This is a genomic window from Microvirga thermotolerans, assembly GCF_009363855.1.
GTDB lineage: Bacteria > Pseudomonadota > Alphaproteobacteria > Rhizobiales > Beijerinckiaceae > Microvirga > Microvirga thermotolerans.
In genome coordinates, this window is record NZ_CP045423.1 from 1,902,388 (window position 1) to 1,923,137 (window position 20,750).

The window sequence follows — 20,750 nt, forward strand, 5'->3', positions numbered from 1 at the left end:
GTTAAGGGACGGATAATCGGCCGTGCGGAGAAGGTGCGGCTGCGCACGCGCCGGAGCGGCCCGTGCGCGCCCCAGGTAGCCTCAGGCGCGCTCCTCCCAGATCCTGGCGAGTTCGACGATGGTGCGGACCGCCTTCTCCATGTCCTGGCTGCTGACGAATTCCAGCGGCGAGTGGAAGGCATGGCCGCCGGCGAAGAGGTTGGCGCAGGGCAGGCCCATGAAGGAGAGGCGCGAGCCGTCCGTGCCGCCGCGGATGCTGCCGCGCACCGGAGTCATGCCGGCCCGGCGGATCGCCTCCACCGCATGCTCGACGATCTCCGGGTGCCGGTCGAGCACCATCTTCATGTTGCGGTACTGGTGCTTGACCTTGAACGTGTAGCTGGAGCCCGGATAGCCCTTCAGCACGTCCTTCACGATCTCCTCCAGGAGCGCCTCCTTGCTCGCGAGGCCTTCCTCCGTGAAGTCGCGGACGATGAAGCTGAGGTTCGCCTTCTCCATGACGCCGGAGACGGCGATGGGATGGATGAAGCCCTGGCGGCCCTTCGTGGTCTCGGGCGCCATGTCCCTTGGAAGGCGCTCGACGATGGCCCCCGCGATCTTGATGGCGTTCTCCATCTTGCCGTAGGCGAAGCCGGGATGGATCGCCACGCCCTTGATCGCCACCTCCACCCCGTCGGCCGAGAAGGTCTCGTCCTCGATGGTGCCGGCCGTCTCGCCGTCCAGGGTGTAGCCGAAATCGGCGCCGAGCTTCTCGAGGTCGACCTTGTCGACCCCGCGGCCGATCTCCTCGTCCGTGGTGAAGAGAATGCGGATCGTGCCGTGCCGGATGTCCGGGTTGCTCATCAGGAATTCGGCCGCGGCCATGATCTCGGCGATGCCGGCCTTGTCGTCGGCGCCGAGCAGGGTCGTGCCGTCCGTGGTGACGATGTCGTGGCCGATCATGTCCTTCAGCACCGGATGCTCGGCCACCCGGATCACCTGGCTGGGATCCCCCGGCAGCTGGATGTCGCCGCCCTGGTAGTTCCTGACGATCTGCGGCTTGACGCCCGCGCCGGAGAAGTCGGGCGCCGTGTCCATGTGCGCGCACAGGCAGATGACGGGAACGTTGTTCTTCGGGCTGTTCGACGGAATCGTCGCATAGACGTAGCCGTGCTCGTCGAGATGCGCGTCGGAGACGCCGATCGCGTGGAGCTCCTCGACCAGCAGACGGCCGAGGTTCTTCTGCTTCTCCGTGGAGGGCTGGGACGAGGACGCGGCGTCGGACTGGGTGTCGATGACGACGTAGCGGAGGAATCGGTCGGTGACGCTGGCGGGCATGGGAAGATCCATTCTCGGGAAGATCCGTTCGGCAGGAGGGGCTGAGGGACTTGTAACGGGGCTGGCGCCCGCTGTCATGCCCGCCACCTGCCCTCTCCCTCCCCGGGTCGCGAATTGCGCGGGCCGCCCCGGACCGGCCCGGCCATGCCGCCGGAGATGAGACGTGAGAAGCACGCACGCCGCCGCGTCCTCCGGGCGCGTGGGCCCGGAGGGGCGGCGGGGTCGAGGGGGCACGAGGGTCGCTCCGGCTCGGGGGAAGGAAGGGGTGAAGGCAATGAGCCGCAGCGTCATCGCGCCCGGTTCTTTTCCGGCGGACCGGCGGCGGAGGCTCCGGGGATGGCCCGGACGCGGGGCGGCGTTGACGAACGCCGGCGGCGCCGGACGGCCCGGAGCCCCGGCGGTGCCGGGGCCGCCCGCGGCCGGCGCGTGCGTGGCGCGCGGGCGCGGGACCGGTCCCGTCCCCGCATTCGGCGACGCCTCGCGAGCGCGCCCCTCGGCGGGACGGGATGCGTCACGATATAGCCGAGCTTGGCGCCGCTGTCAAGAACGAAAGCGGAACATTATCGCGGACGCACCCTGCCGGGACGCGCAGCGGGAGAGCCGTTGCCGTCGCGGGGCACGCTTCGGGGGGCCCGCCTGTCCGGACGGCGGCCGCCGCGGCGTCTTCGCCCTGCACCGCAGGGGTGATGGCTTCCGGGCTCGCCTGCGGCGCCCCGAAATGACGGAGGGCGAGGGAAGAGGGCGCATTCCCTCCCCGCGGATCCCGGGTGTTCCCGGGATCGGCTCTCTCAATGCGCAAGTCGGGAGCACCCGGCTTGCGAGGGGGAGGGCCAGGGCGGGGGGGGCGGCGCCACGATTCCGGAGCGAGGCGCCCGCACCCCCCTCTCCAGCTCTCTCCGGCAAGGGGGAGAGGGCGCGGCCGGTCAGCGCTGGGCGTGCCGGTGGCTGCCGCCGCGGTGATGCTGGCAGGTGACGCTCGGGTTGTAGGGTGCGAACACCCCGTTGGGGTTCTCCCTGTAGATCCAGACATGCCGGTCGTAATGCGGCTCGAAGCCGTGCGCCTCGTCGACGGCGGTCGCCGGGTCGTCCGCCATGCTGTCGTAGGCGACTCCATGGAACTTCGGGAGCTCGCGGTTGCCCGCCGCGTGCCAGGCCTTGCGGAAGACGAGGTTCTCCACGGCCACGAGCTGGAGCGACCCGTCGGCCTGCGGCTCGTAGATGAGGATCGCCGGGTTGCGGAAGTCCGTATGGGTCCCGACGCCGTCGACGCGCGGATTGGGCGGCGCGGTGATGCCGAGCAGGTCCGGGCGGAAGAAGTGGATGCCCATGGCGCCCAGTTCCGCGGGCCTGCCCATCATCTCCGCCGTGTCGCACGCATCCGTGGGATCGCGAAGGTAGCCTTCGGAGAGGGCGACGTTGACGTCCCTGAACCGTTCGGTGGCCTTGCGCACCTCGTCCAGGCTCGGCTCGCCCTGTGTGGCGGCGGCCGGAGCGGCGGCGCTGGCCGGAGCGGCGGCGACGGTCGCGGCCGGCGGCTTGTGCTGGTGGCCCTCATGGGCCAGGGCGGAGAGAGCGGGGATCGCGGCGGAGGCGAGGAGGCCGATGGCCGCGGCCGTACAGCGCAGGTGATGGCTGCTCATGGCGAGGTTCCTTCGATTTCGAGTGGTGTCATCGTCCGATGGGGAATCGCAATCGGGTCCGAACCATCGGGAACAGAAGGACTGTAGCGGCGGCATCTTTCCGCGGCTCTCGCCGGAACTTGCCGCTCTTTTCCGGGAAAGAACCGGCGACCGCGGCGGCGGGTGCGGAGACGACGGGCGGCGATGCGGGAGCGAAGGGCCTCGGGCCGGGCGCGGCGGGCGGCGCCGCGCTTCGGCGGCCGGAGACGCGAAGCGCTCAATCATCAGGTCCTGCCAGAACGATGTGCAGCCACATGTTGTCGATGTGCCGATCCGATGGCTGTTCTTGCTGTTCCCAACCAGGATCGGTCGTACCAGCGTGGCAGGATGCCGCTCCTCGTGGCTGTAGGAAACTTCCCCTTTACAATCTATAAACGTTATACTCTAATGTTCATAGAGTGAAGTGGCCTATTCCGCCTCCGCGGAAATTGAGCTGTTTGAGCACAATATGTGGGGGCAAAATGAGAGCGCGGGGAGCCGTATGGGGGCCATTCATCCTATGGGTTTGGATGGCCGCAGCCTCGGCGCAGGAGCCTTCCCGAGCCGAGCGTTTCGCGGATTGGGAGGTCGTCTGCTCCTCGACTCTGCACGCCGAGTCATCCACGCCGCCCTCGAAGACCAATTGCCAGGCCGTTCAGCGCCTCACGGCTCAGGGCAGCGAGGAGACTGTCTTCGCGCTCACCGTCGTTCGGGACGACCAACGCGTCCCGGTGGCCATCGTGTCGATCCCGCTCGGCGGCTACATCGCCCGTGGGATTGAGCTGAGCGTGGACGGCAAGAAGCCCTATAAGGTGCTGGTCGAGACCTGCAACGCCGCCGGATGCCATGCGGGCTTTCCGCTGTCCGGCCAGATCGCCAAAGAGTTCCGCTCCGGTAAGCTGGCCAGCTTCCGGCTCTGGTCAGCGAAGGACAAGTCGGCTGACGTGACCGTCTCGCTCAAGGGATTCGCCGAGGCACTGGCCCGCCTGGAGCGCTCCTCATGAGGCTGCCCCTGTCTCTCGTCGCGCTCATCGGGCTCTGGGGTGCAAGCCCGGTCTCAGCTCAGGTCGCGCCGGATGGCGGAACGCGCACGAGCGTGACGACCGCGAGTACGGGCCGGGTCAAGGTCAATATCGCTCCGGCCAATCCGAGCGGGATCAGTCACAACACCTATACGGACTTCTCGGCCCCGAAGCCCGGCCTCGAGCTCAACAACCGCGGCATCGATGCGTCGACCATCGTCAACGAGGTCACATCGAGCCGGCGGAGTATCTTGAACGGTCCGATTGAGGTTATCGGGTCCCGCGCCCATGTCGTCGTCGCCAATCCGAATGGGATTACGGTGGATGGCGGCCGCTTCATCAATACCGGTGGCGTCGCGCTCTCGGGCGGAAAGGTCCGGTTCGAGAATGCCGCGGCCGGCCTGGTCAATACGGTCGTGACCGCCGGGACAGGCGACATCGCTATCGAAGGCGCCGGGCTCTCGGGCGCAATGACGACCCTGCAGCTCGTGGCAGGCCGTCTGAAGATCGATGGGCCCGTCAGCAATGAACAGGTGAGCCCGAGCGCCGACATCGCCCTGGTTGGCGGACGCTCCGAAGTCGAGCTGGACTCGAGCGTGTCGCCCCTGACCACGCTGCGCCCCTGGGCATGGCGCCGGGCTTTCGATGGCGCGGCGAACGGGATCGTCGTCGACGTGACGCCACGCGGCTCCCTGTCGGCCAGCCGGGTGCGCATTGCCGTCAATGGACGCGGGGCGGGCGTGAGCTATGCCGGCAAAGGTCAGGCCACCATCGGCGACTTCACGATCTCCGCCGACGGCAAGGTCTCGACCAAGGGCGCAACGCTCAAGTCCGAGAAGAGCCTCAAGATCGAAGCGAGTGCGATCGACATCCGCAACAGTGCGTCCCGACAAAGCACCGTCAGCGCGGTGTCGGGATCCGTCCGCCTGGTCGCGAACTCCGGCGACATTACGCTTCTGGGGCAGGTGACCGGCGCCCAACGCGCGGAGGACGACCCGCTCGCCAAGGGCGGTGTTACACTGAAGACCGCGCGGGACATCAAGCTGCTGAGCGAGAACGGCAAGCGACTGGCGATTGCCTTCGCGTCGAAGGACGACCTTGTCGTGGAAGCCGGCCGCAATGTCCTGAACGACACGGGGCGGCTACTGGCGAACGCGACCGTTGTGATGCGGGTCGCCGGCAGGATCGATAACCTGACCGGCGTATCCGGAGCCGGAACGGCTCCCATCCAGACGATGGAGCGTCGCCAGTCAGGGTTTCTGGAATCGCTGTTCGGGATCCGGCGTCGCAAGCATACCGTGACGGGTGATTTCGGCACGGCCCGGATCCCGAACCAGCTAGGTTACATCTCGGGCGAGGCTGTCGACATCCAGTCCGGTGCGGTCACAAATTCAGGCGAGATCGATGCCCTGGACGGCGCCCTTCTCATCAACACGGGCACGCTCGTCAACCGGGGACTCCCGGCCGGCACCTACCGGATCGAGAAGGAGTGCGGCCTCACATGCTGGAGCCGTGCCTCGAGCAACGTGAGCTTCCTTGGCGGCGTCATCAACGCTGCCGGCAGTGCTGCGATCACGGCGAGCGCGGTCGTCGAGAATGGCGGGCAGATCACCTCGTACGGCAACCTGTCCGTCACAGCGCCGCGGGTGATCGCGCGGGCGACGTTCCTGCCAGACTTTTCCGAACGTCCCGCGGGCCTCTTCAACGGCTTCGCGGGACCGAAGGCGATCCTGTCCCTGTCGCCGAGCGGCGGCATGTTCCTGGCGCCAACCGGAACCGTGACGGTCGAGAGTCCTCAACCGGTCGTCCTCGAAGGCGGTCTCATCGAGGGGAAAGTGGCGACCGTGATTTCTGGCGGGACTGATGTCAAAGATCCCCCGAAGGCGATCTTCCTCGGCGGCACGAGCCATATCGGCCTGCTCGGCTTCCTGTTCGAGTGACCGTCATGCCGCTGTTCACTCAAAAGGAGCAGGGCCTTCCGCGCCGGGTCTATGGTGCGGCCATCGCGCTCATGGGCTTTCTCACGGCTGCGGCGAGTGCACGCGCTTCCACCGCTCAGCCTGAGCCCGAAGGACCTGTGCTGACGTTCGCGACCAAGTCGACAACACAGAAGTCGGCCGGTTGCTCGCCCGTGCGCCAGATCGACGTGCGCGGCGTCGTTTTCATCGATGCCGAAGCCCTCAGGCAGAAGCTCTCGCCGCTTGCTGTTGGCTGCGTCGGCAATGACGAAGTCAAGGCCCTGCTCGCTGTGGTCAACGAGGCTTATGCGGATCAGGGTTATGTGACGACGCAGGGCTACCTGCCCGAGCAGGACATCCGCGCCAGCCGCCGTCTCGTCATCAACATCGTCGCCGGGAGGATCGACAAGGTGGTCTACCGGGAGGGGCGAGGCGACGAGGCGCTGCCGTTCCGTGAGCGCATGTCCAAGGGCTGGAACCAGGTTGTCGCGGTGAAGGGCGTATGGGGGACACTCACGGCGCTGTCCGCCCTGTTCGACCGTCTCGACGATCCCCTGGACGATTTCCAGATCCTGCCGCGCGACCTCGAGACGGATCCGAAGCTCTGGATGAGCTTCATCACCGGATCGGGCGACGTGGTGCAGATGGATCTGGTCCAGCAGGGCATCGACCAGATCAACCGCGTGGCGTCAGCGCGCGCCCAGGCGAAGCTCGAGCCCGGCGAGCAGCCGGCAACCTCGATCATCGTGGTCGAGAACAACCGTGAGGATTCCTTCCGTCTCAACCTTGGTTACGAGACCAATGGCGTCACGCTCAACGGCTCTGGGGCCACGATTCCGCACCGTCTCAAGATCGATGCCGCCAAGGACAATCTCATCGGCATCAATGACGCTTGGCGGCTGTCCTATGCGGGCGCTCTCGACTCGAACGAGGCCCGGGCCGCGTTCTCTCTGCCCTTCCGCCGGTTCACCTTCTCGGTCGATGGCAGCTATTCGGAGTCGCTGAGCGAGATTACGCGCGGTGTCGAAATGTTCTCGCGCGGCGGCAATGTCTCCGGCACCCTCGGGTATCTGGTCCATCGCGAGAGCAGCCGCCAAGTCACGCTCGATTCGACCTTCGGATGGCGTCGCAACGAGCGCTACATCAACGGTGCAGGCCTCACACCGGAGATCATCAGCTTCGGCCGCATGGGTCTGACGGAGACGCGCAGCTTCGAGAGCCTGCAGTTCAGCTATGGCGCGGGCCTGGTGCACGGGTTTCCGATCCTCGGAGCGATCGACGATCCACCGTCGATTGACCGCTCCGTGCCGCGTGCGCAGTTCTGGAAGATCGACGGCAATGCCTCTCTGGCCAAGTCTCTGCCCGAGATCGGCCTGCTCAGGCTCGATCTGAACGCTCAATGGGCCGCGCATCCGCTCTATTCCGATGAGCAGCTGGTGCTCGGATCGGTGGCGACCGTGCGTGGCTTTACCAGCACAGCGTCCCGCGCCGACCGCGGCTTCGTGCTGCGATCCGAATTCGCTCCGCTCATACCGGTCGACGCGCTGCTCGGCCAGCGTAAGGACGATTGGATGTTTCTGGCCGAAGTTCTATCCGGGCTGCAACCGTATCTCTTCTCCGATTACGGCTTCGGACAGGACATCGCCAACCGGGACGATCTGCAGCGGGCCAGCATCGGCGGCGGCATCCGCTACCGCCATGGCCGCGTGAAGCTTGATGTCAGCGTCGGTGAACCCGTGTTCCGGCGTGGTGGCGGATCCAGCAAAAAGCGGCATTCGCCGGAAGCCTATCTCACCCTCTCCGTAAAATTGCTGTGACGACAAGGAGTCTCATCGATGAACCTGCGCCTCTCGCTTGGAGCTGCTGCGATCTGTGCCATTGCAACAGTGGCATCCGCCCAGACCAAAGCGCCCGCCGCGAAGCCGCCCCAGGAGAAGAGCCAGCCGGTCGCGCCGGCACCCGCAGCTGCTGCACCGGCGTCCAGTGGCGATCCGCTCAAGGACGGCCTCGCCAGTCTTGAGGCCCGCAACTACGAAGCCGCGCTCCAATCCTTCAACGAAGCCTACAGTGCCGGCAAGGCGGACGGCGCTTTTTATCTCGGCCGGATGCTGGAACTCGGTGTGGGCCTGCAGGCCGATCCCGAGAAGGCGCGCATGCTCTATCTCGCGGCGGCCGATAAGGGTAGCGCGAAGGCTCTGAACCGCATCGGCTTGATGGCGTTCCGTGGCGAAGGCGTGCTGCAGGACTACAAGGCCGCCCGCGAGACGATCTGCAAGGCAGCCGATCTCGGCGACCAGGACGCGCAGTTCAACTGCGCGGGACTTCTCGCGCAAGGGCAGGGGGGCGACAAGGATGCCGCCAAAGCCATCGGATTTTACGAGAAGGCTGCCGAGCAAGGCCATATCGGCGCCATGAACGCGCTCGCCTATGCCTATCGCGATGGAACGGGCGTCCAGCAGGATGCCGGCAAGGCGCGCGCCTATTTCGAGAAGGCGGCGGCGAAGGGCAACCCGGTCGGGCTGTTCGAGATTGGTGCTTTGTATGAAGCCGGCAACGGCGGCACGCCCGATCTCGCGAAGGCGCATCTCTACTACAACCTCGCCTCGGCCCGCCAGCACCCGCAGGCGAGCGAAGCGCTGCAGCGGGTCTCCGCTGCTCTGGCTCCGGCCGAGGTCGAGAAGGCTCAGGCCGAAGCGCGAGCCTGGAAGGCAATCCCTTAAACAGATCGATTGCCCAGGAGGATCCGGTCCGGATGCTCCTGGACTTCCATAAGTCGGCCTGCCGGCCGAAGCGGCAGGAGAGGGAGACGGGGGCTATGGCGAAACGGGATGTTGCTCACACAGATGTGGCGGTGTATTCGGGAGTGCTCAGCACCAGAATGCGGCAAGGACTTTGGGGTCGTCTTGGCCTTACCCTGGCCTGCGTCTCTCTCGCCACGTCGCTCTCGGCGCCCTTCGCCAACGCACAGGTCATCAAGGACCCGCGCGCACCAATCACCTTCCAGCCGAAGGTCCGCGCATCGGCCAACGGCACGCCCCTGGTCGACATCACCAAGCCGTCGTTCGGCGGCATCTCGCATAACAAGTTCCAGCGCTACGACATCGACACCCGTGGCGTCATCCTCAACAATTCCAAGCTCGGTGGCACGTCCATCATTGGCGGCAAGGTCACGGCCAATCCCAATCTCGTCGGCAGCCGCCCGGCCCGGGTGATCCTCAACGAGGTGACGAGCGCGGCCGCTTCGACGCTCAACGGGCCGACCGAGGTTTTCGGCTCGAAAGCCGATGTGATCATCGCGAACCCCAACGGCGTCGGCTGCGTCGGTTGCACCTTCATCAACAGCAACCGCGTGACCCTGTCGACCGGAACGCCGCTGCCCGATTATCGACGAGGCACCGTGAGCTTCGACGTCGAGCGCGGCAAGGTCTCTATCGCAGGGCAGGGCCTGTCCAGCGGCGGCAAGCCCCTCGATGCCGTGGCCCTCATCGGGCGGCAGATCGAAGTGAAGGGCCCCGTCGAGGCCAAGGAAACCGTGCGCCTCAGAGCCGGCGGCATGGTCTACAACTTGGCGGGCGACACGGCCATCACCAAAAACCCGTCCCAGCTGCCTGCTATCACCGGTCCAGCCATCCGCTCCGGCGCCGCCGGCAGGATCAAGGCTGGCACCGTCTCAGTTATCTCGCGCGACGTCGATCTCGGTATTCAACTGAACGGAAAGCTCGAGGCCTTATCCGGAGAGGTCGCGATCCGCTCGTCCGGGGACCTGAGCCTCGCCGCGTCTTATGCGAAGAGCGATGTGACGCTCACAGCCGATGGTCAGGTCACTCTGACAGGCAACAATCAGGCACTCGGCAGGATCTCTGTCTCGGGCAAGCGCATCAAGGTTGGCCTGAACAGCGAACTGGCAGCCAATGATGCCGTCGTCCTGGAGGCACTGCAGTCACTTGCCACCCGCGGCGTCCTGCAGGCCGGCAACACCATCAGCCTGGTCTCCGGTGGAGAGCTTGTCGCTGAAGGAACGATCGCCGCCAATGGCGAAGTCATGCTTGAGGGACGCTCGTTGCGGACCATCGATCTGAAGATCGGCGGCGGCGCGGTGTCCGTGATGGGTCTCGACGAGGCGCGGATCGACAACACCACTATCGTCGCCGGCGTCGACAGCGTCAAAGTCGCTGGCCGGACGGTCGAGCTGGGAACTGGCACGGCCTTCGATGCCCTAAACCGCATCGTGATCGATGCGAAAGGCGATCTGATCAACGGGACAGTTCTCGATTACGGCAATCTCGACCTGTCGGTCCGCAACACCTACACGAACGCGGCCGGGGGGCAGCTTGCACTCGACCACATTGTCCTGTCGTCCTCGAATACGATCGTCAATGCCGGCATTCTCTACGGCCGGATCAGCACCCTCATCGACGCCGGAACTCTGTCCAATACCGAAACCGGCGTCATCTACGGCAAGGATCTGACCCTCAAGATCGCCGGCGATCTCACCAATCTCGGACAGATCGTGTCCGATCAGACCCTCAAGATCGTGGCGGGCGGTACGGTTGCCAACGATAATCTCATCCAAACTGGGGGTGCGTTGAAAGTAACGGCCGCTGGCTACCGGGCCAATTCGGCCGCCGCCGTTCTTGCCGGCCTGACCGCCGATCTGATCGTCTCAGGAGCCTTGGAGAACAGTGGTCACATTCTCGGTGAACAGCGCCTCACCGCGAGCGCCGCCTCCCTGTCCAATCGTGCGACCGGTGCGATGAACGCGGGCCTGAGCACTCTTTCCATTGGCGGGGATGTCCTGAACGAAGGAACGATCGGCAGCGTCACAGATCTATCGATCACGACGCAAGGCCACCTGACCTCTCCGGGGTCTCTGCTTTCCAGCGAAGGCAACGTGACACTGACGGCAGCCGGCAAGGTTACGAGCGGTGCCGACCTGATCGCTCATGGCGCCGTGACGATTAACGCTGCCGCCTTCGACGGCATATCCGCGAGCGGTCGTGTCAGCGGAGCGAACGTAACGATCGGCGTGTCCGGAGCATTCACGAGCAAGGGTCTTGTGAATGCGGAGAATTCCCTGAGCATTAATGCCGGAACCATCAAGGTCGGACCGTCGGTGCCGCAGAGCGATGCCGGAACACTTGTCGGCAAGACCATCGTGCTCACCTCCGCTGGCGATCTCGTCAATGACGGCATGATCAGCGCAACAGGCGATGCCGCGTTGCCCGATTTTCGGATCACCGCCGCCAATGTGCAGAACAACGGTGCCATTGTCGCCGATGACGACCTGAGCCTGAATGCGGTAAACTATACCGCAGCGGCCCAAGGACAGCTGGGGGGCAGGACGCTGACCGTTCGCCTCGGGAACGGCGTGTTCAAGAACTTCGGCCTTGTCTCGGGCGCGACCCTCGTGGACATCCAGGCCGGCCGGCTGGAAAATGGCCCGACCGTCGCAAACACCCATGCGGGCCTGATCCTGGGGGAGACGATCAAGCTCGGAACCTTGGCCAATGCCATCGCGAGTATGAACAATCTTGGCTCAATCGAAGCTGCGAATGACATCACGATTTACGTCGGGAACCTCAGCAACGCTGGCAGCATGCTGGCGGAGCGGAATGGCACGGTTACAGCCAACCAGGTGCGCAATGATGGTTCGATGGTGGCAGGCGAGGCTCTGACCGTCGCTGCCGCATCTTATGCTGCCACCGCGCAAGCCCTACTCTCATCGAAGGTGACCAAGCTTGGTACAGATACGAGACACATCCAGATCGACAATGCCGGTAAAATCCTCGGCGCAAATTCGCTGACCGTGCATGCTGGTTCACTCATGAATCGGGGAGCCTCGTCCGTCCTCGGCGGAGCGAGCGCGAACGTGACAGCTCATGGCATTCTCACGAACGAGGGGAACATCACTGGCGACAATGCCCTAACAGTCACAGCCGTAGGAACAACGACAAATTCCGGGCGCATCATCGGAGTTGAGGGCTCCCTTACCCTTAACGCATATGGTGGGGTGACGAATTCCGGCGATATCCTTGCCAGGAACAATCTGACGCTGACGGCGCCGTGGTTCTCGAATGCTTCGACCAGCGCGAGCCTGGGTGCGGACACGGTCACGGCAACGATCGCAGGAGCGTTACAGAACTATGGTCTGGTCGCCGGCACGACCCGGCTGACCCTGTCGGCGAGTGACATCCTGAACGGCCCGTCCAGCGGTGACACCATCGGTGTGATCAGCGGCGGCGCGATGAACCTGACGATTGGCTCTAACCTGACCAATCAGGGCGTGCTGCAGACAACGAATGCCGGCCTTACTCTCAATGTGCCGGGGACGCTATCGAACACTGGAAAGATTTCCGTGAATGGGGATCTTGCTCTTACACTACCAAACGGATTCACCAATGCGGGAGAGGTGGTCGCCAGTAGCGGGATCTCGTACTCTGGTCCCAGATATGTTGGGCTTACGGGATCAGCTCTCAACGCCTTTAATATAGATCTATCTGTATCAGACTTCTCAAATGCAGGGAGCCTGGAAGCGGTTTCGCAACTATCCGTTACTGCATCAAATATTATCAATTTAGCTGGCGCATCTATCAAGGGTTATAACGTCGATTTGAACGGTTCTGCGTTACAGCCAAACACAATTCGAAACTGGGGCACTGTCTACGGGGAAAATTATCTTTCAATCTACTCTCCTGCGGCTGGCGGAGAGTTGAGTAATTTCGGCACCCTGGAAAGCGCAAACCTCATCGACGTCCGCGCTTTGGGAGTGCTCGTCAATTCAGGAAAGATTCTTTCAAGAGGGACACTCAGTGTTAATACCACTAATTCTGCTGCGGGTAATCTCGATTTCATAAATCAAAGCAGTGGGCGGATACAGGCAGACGCGGTTTCGATTGACTATGTCCGCTCTATACTCAATCAAGGACATATTGTCGGAGCAGCATCCGTTAGTCTCTATGCCGGAGACATTAAAAATCGTGGTGCAAGTGCGGCGAACTACGCATTGATCTCAGCACCCGTCGTGAGCCTCGATGCAGGTCGGGTAAATAATGATCTGAATAGCGAAATTCGTGCTGAGCAGTCTGCGACGATCAATGCTGATACGATCAATCAAGCCTTCCTCACACGTGATACGCGCGATACGGGGCTGTTCGTCTTCGGTAAGGACCTCAATGTCTTTCTATATGGGCAGGGATACACCTTCACGGGAGACTTGAAAGTAAAAGGGAACCTCAATTTTCAGACATATGGCAATATTATCAATACATATGTCGTTGCGGCCGAAGGAAATGTGACCCTTGATTCATGGTCAGGTTCGATCAGAAACGGAACCAGCAACGGATCCGATCCAGGTACGATTTCTGCTGGCGGCACCTTGGTTCTCGATGCCTATACAAACATTCTGAACTATGGCTCCACCATCCTGGCGAAGGGAAACATTACTCTGTCTGCGCTCGAGGGCATCATCAATACGGATGTCGTCAAAGCCGATGGTTCAGTCAAACGAGCGCTGATTCAATCCGTGGCCGATGGAATCAAAGGGCGGGCCAGAACGATCGAGAACCGTGGCTCGACGATGAGTGCCGCGGGAGGCGATCTCTTCTTGCGGGCATCATCCATCAAGAATCTGACCGAGAACAGTCAGCAAGCCCTCATGTATGCTGCTGATGAGGCCGATATATCCCAACTCACGCTGGACACCGGCACCATTCAAGCCGGCACGGTCATCATTGGCGGTAACGTTGTACGGATTGGCAACCCGAACATCGGCAACGCGCCACCTAGGATTCCTCCCTCCAGCATCAATCTCACGAACGGTTTCAACCTGGCCGGAGCCGGCTTTAGCCAAGGGGAAGGCAACGTCTACGATCCAGCGTCAGTGGCGACGAACGCCGGCGTTGCCGGCAAGGATGGCCAAAACATCACCGCGAGTGTCGTTGCCCATGGACAGCCGATCGCCACCTCCGGTCCACGGGTCATCGGCAAGGTGAGCTTTCTCTACGCGGTTCCCTTCGACACCAGCGCGGACCGCAATCCGAGCTGGATCTTCGCATCGGTCGGAGCCGGTACCACGAACCTGACCTTCTTCGCAGATCCGGCGGCGGAGCGCATGCTTATCCAGGATGCACTGGTGCAGCAGACGGGGCGCGCCATCCTAGATCCCAAATACAAGAACCCGAAGGAGCAGCAGGAGGAGTTCTATCAGGGTACCGTCGATTTCCTGAAGGCCAATGCCGGCGTCAAGCTCGGAGACACGCTGAGCAAGGCGCAGCGCAAGAAGGTCACGAAGCCGATCCTCTGGTACACATGGAAGATCTTGCGCGGCAAGCGCGTGCTGGTGCCCGAGCTGATCCTGCCTGAGAAGGATCTCAAGAAATACGCCTATACGCCCGGCGCCGGTACGGTGCTCGGGGAGAATGTCGAGATCAAGGGCGACAAGGTCACCAACACCGGCACCGTCCTGGCGACCGCAAGCCTGAACATCTTTGCCAAGGAGTTCGTGAACGAGCGCAAGGTGATCGACGGCAAGCTGCAAACGGGCGGCGTCGTCAGCGCCAAGGACCTCTATATCGAAACCAAGAAGGACATCACCAATCGCGGCGGCACCATGCTCGCCGGCACCTCCCTTGCGCTCAACGCCCGCGGCAACATCAACATCGAGACACAGAAGATCGTCACCACGACGACGGTCGCCGGCGGCAAGAACTGGAGCACCGCCAGCACAACCAAGAACATCGGCGGGCTCGTTTCCTCCGGCGGCACGCTTTCCATGAGCGCGAAAAAGAAGATCGAGATCATCGGCTCCACGGTCACGGCCAAAGACGACATCAATCTCGTCGGCAAAAAAGGTGTGACCGTTGCGGTGGCGGTCGATACGGAGGATTTCGCGTCGGGTGGCAAGAAGAGCGGCTTCTTCAAGAGCTCGAGTTTTTCTAGCAATCTGGCGACCGAGACCAATCGCGGTTCCTTGGTCTCCTCGTCAAAGGGCAACGTGAACATCCGCACGGAGAAGGGCGACCTGACGGTGGCCGGCAGCCATGTCTCGGCGCAGAAGAACGTCAATCTCCTTGCCGGGTACGATGCCGATGGGAAGCGTGTCAAAGGCTCGAAGGCCTCGGTCAACATCGAGTCGGTCCAGGATACGGTAGACTCGTCCTTCACCCAGAAGAAGAGCGGCGTCGGCCTGTTCTTCGGCGATGGCGGGTTCGACATCTACCGCAAGACCTCCATGGCCGGCACGACGAGCATCGGCACCAACATCGCCTCGTCGATCTCGTCGAAGGACGGCAACGTCAACGTCAAGGCGGCACGCGACGTCAACATCGAGGGCTCGGCCGTCACGGCCAAGCGCCAGATCCTCATCGACGCCAAGCGCGATGTGAACATCGATCCCGGCCAGCACGAGGCGGCGCAAACCTTCACCAGGAAGGTCAGCGGCATCGGCGTGCACGTGTCGGGCGGCGACGGCGGCTTCGGCATCCAGGCGGGCTATCACGGCTCTTCGATGAGCAATGGCCAGGCGGCGACCCGGGTGGCGCGCTCGATCCTGAGCGGCGACGAGGGCATCTCGATCCATGCGGGCCGCGACTCGACCATCGTGGCGGCGACGATCGCCTCGCGGAAGGGCCAGGTGAAGATCGATGCGGGCCGGGACAACAAGATCCTGGCCGGCACCGACACCGACCGCTCCTACCAGACCAACAAGGAGGTGTTCGCCGGCATCAAGCTGCAGGTGAGCCAGAACGTGAGCGGGGCGCTGCGGCAGATCGCCCAGACGCCGGAGCTGGCGCGCTCCGGCTACGGCAACCCGGCCTTCAAGGCGATCGGGACGATGAGCGCGGCGCTGAACCTGACGCAGGGCGCGCTGTCGCTGTCGAACCCGACGATCAGCGCCACCCTGACGGTGGGCGCCTCCGGCTCGAAAACGCAGAGCGTGGCGTGGTCGAACACGGCGGTTGGCACCACGATCAAGGGCAATGCCTTGGTGCTCACGGCCGGGCGGGACGTGCATCTTCAGGGCGTGCAGGCGAAGATCGCGACCGACATCGCGATCGACGCCAAGCGGCACGTGACGATGGAGAGCGCGCAGTCGACCGCCGGCTCGTCCTCGTCGTCCTCGAGCTGGAACGTCGGCGTGGGCCTGGGCGGCAGCTGCAGCGCGGCGAGCGGCTGCAGCGGCGGCATCTACCTGGAGGGCGGAGCCTCGCAGGCGAAGGCCCATGACTGGAGCGTGACGCAGCTCAACACGCACCTGAATGCGGGCGGCAACGTCCACCTCGGTTCGGGCCGGAACACGACGCTCGCCGGGGCGGTGGTCAAGGGGGCGACCATCGATGTGGACGTCAAGGGCAACCTGACGCTGGCCTCGCGCCAGGACACGGCGCATGGCAGCTCGTCCTCGTCGAACATCGGCGGCTCGCTGACGATCGGGCTCGTGGGGCCGTCCTCGGTGTCGGTCTCAGGCGGCGGCAGCCGCAGCACGTCGGATCTGGCCTGGGTGAGCGAGCAGACCGGGCTGTTCGCGGATGGCACGCTGACCGCGACGGTGGGCAAGCATACGCAAATCAACGGTGCGGTGCTGAACTCCGCCACCGGCCAGCTGACGCTCGACACCGGCACGCTCGGGTTCAAGGACCTCCGGGACCACGACCGGGGCAGCTCGGTCTCGGGGCAGGTGGGTCTGGGGATCGGCACGCAGCCGAACGGGGCGGGCCAACCCGGCGAGCCGAGCGGCACGGTGTCGGGTTCTTACGCCAGCTACGATCGCGAGCAGACGACGCGCGCCACGATCGGCGAGGGCACCATCGTCGTCCGTGACAAGGACAAGCAGAAGCAGGATGTTGCGGCGCTCAATCGAGACGTGGATCAGGCTCAGGTGATCACAAAAAATGAGCGCGAGGGAGTAAGTGTTTACGTATCCGACTCGTCTGTTCGAGAGGCTATCAAAGCAGTTGAATTCGTCGGCAAGAGCCTGAGCCAAATCTCGACCGGGGTGTTCTCCAAGCTTGGTCAGGGCGGCAACAAGACATTCCAAGATCTGGCCGACGCCAAACAACAGGGAAAGCTAACTGACGAAGATATCGTCACTCAGCTTTCTCAATGTCAGAGTCACACGTTCAATCTTTTTAATATTTTTGTCTCGCCTGCTCATGCGGCAGAAACCTGCGGTGTGAAAACATCGGACGGACGTTACATTCCGTTTTCACCGGCGGACAAAGAACGTTGCGTCGACACATATGTGCAGATCCTGGGAAAGTCGCTCGAATACGAACTTAACGGGAAGGAAAGAAGCGAGCTTGTTTGCCTTGACTGCGGTCCTGGCGGTACAAGGGTTACTTACCCGGCTTTTTCGGGGCAAGGTGATGCAATAAACGATCCCACAAGAGTAAATGTACCCTTTGTTGGAGCCGTTCCTCCAGGTGCATACTATCTCGTAGCGCGAGAATCTGGAGGAACACTTGGATGGCTAAAAGATGCATTCCGATCACTAGGTGGGAACGACAAAAATAATTGGTTTACGCTTGTGTCGGCAGAGACGCTGTCGGGTAGGGTGCCAGTGGGTGATGTAACGAGAGATTCCATCAGGCTGCATCCAGGCAGCGTAAGTGAAGGATGCATTACGTTATGCTATATGGCGGATTTTACTCAACTTAGGCAGCAATTGCTTGGTGGGCAGCCGAATTTTGCACCTGGGAGTGATAAACAGGTATTCGGTACGATAATTGTTTACCCGGCACAAAAGAGCACCAACGGTAGGGATTGATCAAAGATGATATTCGAATCAGTCCGGTATGTGTTGGCCTATGTGATAGCTCTCTTGATATGGGGCTGTCTTCTAGTCCCGCTGCCATTAACGGATGAGCGTCCTTTGTTCGTGGCATTAAGCGTAGCCCCTGTTATACTTGCTTCGCTGATGTATTTTTTAAATTCGCGAGCACAGAAGGTATATCTCGCAACATTGCTATGTGTTGCGGGTTCAGCGGTTTTGGCATTGCTAATTATGGCAACAGCTTACGGAAGCCTGATGCCTCAACAATACTTTTTGGCTCAACTGCTAGGAGTGGATGGCGAAGCCGCGGGTGATGCCAGGATTGCTGAGCAATTCTTTAAGTGGTGGGCTTTAATAACTATAATTATATTAATTGCCGTATTTCTAGCATGTAAATATAGAAGTAGAAGTTTTAAATCGAGCCGTAAAACTTGACTGTTTTAAGTGGTATAGGGGGGCTTCAACCCGGCTGGTGGTCAGCGGAGCGTGCCTATTACTGTGGATGACGACATCGCGCTGCTGGCGGGGCTCAATCGCGAGAGTTCGTACCAATCGGCCAAGGAGGTGTGCGCCAGCTCCAGCAGGCGCCGGCCACCTTCACGTCCGGCCACGGCAATGCGGGCCTGAAGGCGATCGGCATCGCCAGCGGCACGCTCCAGGCCCTCGACGGCATCAAGCAGCTCACCAACCCCACCGTGAGCGTCAGCGCGACCGTGGGCGCCTCCGGCTCCCGCGCCACGAGCCAGTCGGTTTCGGTGACGGCGGTGCCGACGACGATCAAGGCGGGCTCGCTCAGCCTGAACGCGGGCCGGGACATCCGGCTGGTCGGCACCCAGGCCGATGTGGTCACGGACATCACCCTCACGGCCGGGCGCGACCTCAAGGTGGAGAGCGCCCGGTCCTCCACGGCGACCTATTCCTCCTCGTCGGACTGGCATGCCGGCGTGGGAGTGGCGGCCAGCGCCGGGGCGTCGGGCTTCACGCTGGGCCTGACGGCCGAGGGCGGGCTGTCGCGGGCGAACGCGTCGTCGTGGAGCGAGACGCAGGTCAACGCGCAGCTGAAGGCCGGCGGCAAGGTCGCGGCAACCACCGGGCGGGACGCGACGTTCGCGGGCGCGACCGTAAAGGCGCAGGACATCGTGCTCGACGTCGGGCGCAACCTGACCGTGACCTCACGCCAGGACAAGGCGCATGGCAGCACCTCGTCGATGAACGTGGGCGGCAGCGTGACGGTGGGGCTGATCGGCCCGTCCTCGGCCTCGGTGAACGTCGGGGGCGGCAGCGGCTCGTCGGACAAGGCGTGGGTGAGCGAGCAGACGGGGCTTTATGCCACCAACCGGCTCGACGCGCGGGTGGAGAAGCACACGCAGCTGAACGGGGCGGTGCTCAACGCCGCCACGGGTCAGCTGACGCTCGACACCGGCACGCTCGGGTACAAGGACCTCCGGGACCACGACCGGGGCAGCTCGGTCTCGGGGCAGGTGGGGGTGTCGACGCCGGGCACACCGGGCCAGCTGCCGGGGGTGACGGTTCAGGGCTCGTACGCCAGCCATGACCGCGAGCAGACGACGCGTGCAACCGTCGGCGCGGGCACGGTGACGGTCCGCAACGAGGCCAAGCAGAAGCAGGACGTCAAGGGCATCAACCGCGACGTGACGCAGGCGCAGGTGATCACCAAGGACCGCCGCGAGGGCGTCAACGTCTATGTGTCGTCCGATGCCATCAAGGAAGCCGTTACGGACTTTGCAGGAATTCGGCAGAACTTCGCTCGCTTGCCACAGGCTTTGGCCGACGTCCCGACTACCATCAAGCAAGCCATACGTGACACAGCCGAGGCTCTCGACCTCACTGGTAAGACGTTCGACCAAGCTGCCGACGCAATGATCGATCAGCAAGTGAAGAAAGGAGAGGTTTCTGCGGAAGACGGCAGGAAGCTCAAGGCGATCAAGGAAAATATCGCCAAGAAAGAAGTTCAAGATGCGGTGGTCGGCTGCGTCGGACGCCAGGGCTTCAATATGCACGACCTGCTGTTCACGCCGGCCTATGCACAGGGTGTCTGCACCATCGCCATCGACGGCACGATGATGCCGATCGATAGACAGCTCGCGAGCCGTGCGCTTGCGGTGATTTATGAGGCTGGTGTTGCCGCTGGAGCCGGGACCCTGGCTCTCGCAGGCGCCTTCCTGATCGCGTCGACCAACTCGACGGGTGGTTCGCTCAACAGAGAGATCGTCGAGGATGACGGGACGAAGATCGTCCTGCGTGGCTCCGGGGCGACATTCGAGAAGACACTGTCCGTAATCAGTCCTACAGGCGAGGAGACGCGCTATGTGATCGACCGTCTTCCGTCCGGTGAGTTCGCCGTTAAGGAGGGGTTCACGATCACGGATGCCGGGACGAAGAAGATCGGCGAGCAGGAGATGATGGATATTGCCGACAAGGCTCTGTTCGGCACCGGCATCATCGTCGCCATCAATGGAAATCCAGATCAAAAATATTATCCTGCTCCTAAGTCGCCTGAGCAGATAACCGGGTTCCCAGGCCTAAAAGAAGCCAAGAACGTTTCTGGCCGTCCAAGATGGACCGATGGCAAGGGCAAGATTTATGAATGGGATAAGCAGCACGGTACTCTTGAAGTCTATGATAAAACTGGAAAGAAGCATCTTGGTGAGTTCGATCCAAAAACCGGCAATCAAACCAAGCCGCCCGTGCCGGGTAGAACGACAGGGAAATAACATAATGCAAAAAATTATCCGCTACGTCTCTTTTTACGAGAAAGGTGAAGATGGCAGAAAGTTAGGAGAGTTAAGCCTGCCCGATGACAGTCTTGAAACGTTAAAATGCATATTTGATCCGCCTTTAGACGATCCATTTATGTATGATAATTACTATGTAACTGAGAAAGCGGCTAAATGTATTAAGAAAGAATTTGGAATGCATCTGGAATTGGATAAATATGACTATTCTGTTCAATGCGGTTATACTGATTGAAGATGCGTCGGAAGATAGCGCGATATATCGCTAT

General features: G+C 62.3%; 9 protein-coding genes. 7 read left to right on the plus strand and 2 right to left on the minus strand.

The annotated features are described in order from the left end of the window. Positions 1–81 precede the first annotated feature (81 nt). A complete protein-coding gene (gene pepT / locus GDR74_RS08895) occupies positions 82–1,317 on the minus strand; it encodes a peptidase T (protein ID WP_152585976.1) in 1,236 nt (411 codons plus the stop codon). Between the two features lie 923 nt (positions 1,318–2,240). Further along, a complete protein-coding gene (locus GDR74_RS08900) occupies positions 2,241–2,957 on the minus strand; it encodes a hypothetical protein (RefSeq protein ID WP_210251040.1) in 717 nt (238 codons plus the stop codon). Positions 2,958–3,505: 548 nt separating this feature from the next. Here GDR74_RS08900 and GDR74_RS08905 point away from each other — a divergent pair. The 7 genes from GDR74_RS08905 to GDR74_RS08935 all read left to right on the plus strand — a co-directional run bounded on the left by GDR74_RS08905 (position 3,506) and on the right by GDR74_RS08935 (position 20,716). After that, a complete protein-coding gene (locus tag GDR74_RS08905; RefSeq protein WP_194164681.1) occupies positions 3,506–3,979 on the plus strand; it encodes an invasion associated locus B family protein in 474 nt (157 codons plus the stop codon). Beyond that, positions 3,976–5,937: a filamentous hemagglutinin N-terminal domain-containing protein gene (locus GDR74_RS08910; protein WP_152585978.1), complete on the plus strand. Its 1,962-nt coding sequence runs from the start codon at positions 3,976–3,978 to the stop codon at positions 5,935–5,937. Before GDR74_RS08905 ends, GDR74_RS08910 begins: the two co-directional genes overlap by 4 nt. A gap of 5 nt (positions 5,938–5,942) precedes the next feature. Then, the gene (locus GDR74_RS08915) at positions 5,943–7,772 is read left to right on the plus strand and encodes a ShlB/FhaC/HecB family hemolysin secretion/activation protein (protein WP_152585979.1); all 1,830 of its coding nucleotides are present in this window, start codon (positions 5,943–5,945) and stop codon (positions 7,770–7,772) included. Between the two features lie 18 nt (positions 7,773–7,790). Next, complete coding sequence (locus GDR74_RS08920; protein ID WP_152585980.1) at positions 7,791–8,675, plus strand: tetratricopeptide repeat protein; 885 nt, start codon at positions 7,791–7,793, stop codon at positions 8,673–8,675. 95 nt (positions 8,676–8,770) lie between these two features. Continuing rightward, a complete protein-coding gene (locus tag GDR74_RS08925; protein WP_194164682.1) occupies positions 8,771–17,719 on the plus strand; it encodes a hemagglutinin repeat-containing protein in 8,949 nt (2,982 codons plus the stop codon). Positions 17,720–18,291: 572 nt separating this feature from the next. Continuing rightward, entirely contained in the window at positions 18,292–20,460 is a 2,169-nt protein-coding gene (locus GDR74_RS08930; protein ID WP_152585982.1) for a hemagglutinin repeat-containing protein, read from the plus strand. Between the two features lie 4 nt (positions 20,461–20,464). Beyond that, positions 20,465–20,716 (plus strand): DUF7683 domain-containing protein, encoded by a 252-nt coding sequence (locus GDR74_RS08935; RefSeq protein ID WP_152585983.1) that lies wholly within the window; start codon positions 20,465–20,467, stop codon positions 20,714–20,716. The last annotated feature ends 34 nt before the right edge of the window (positions 20,717–20,750 follow it).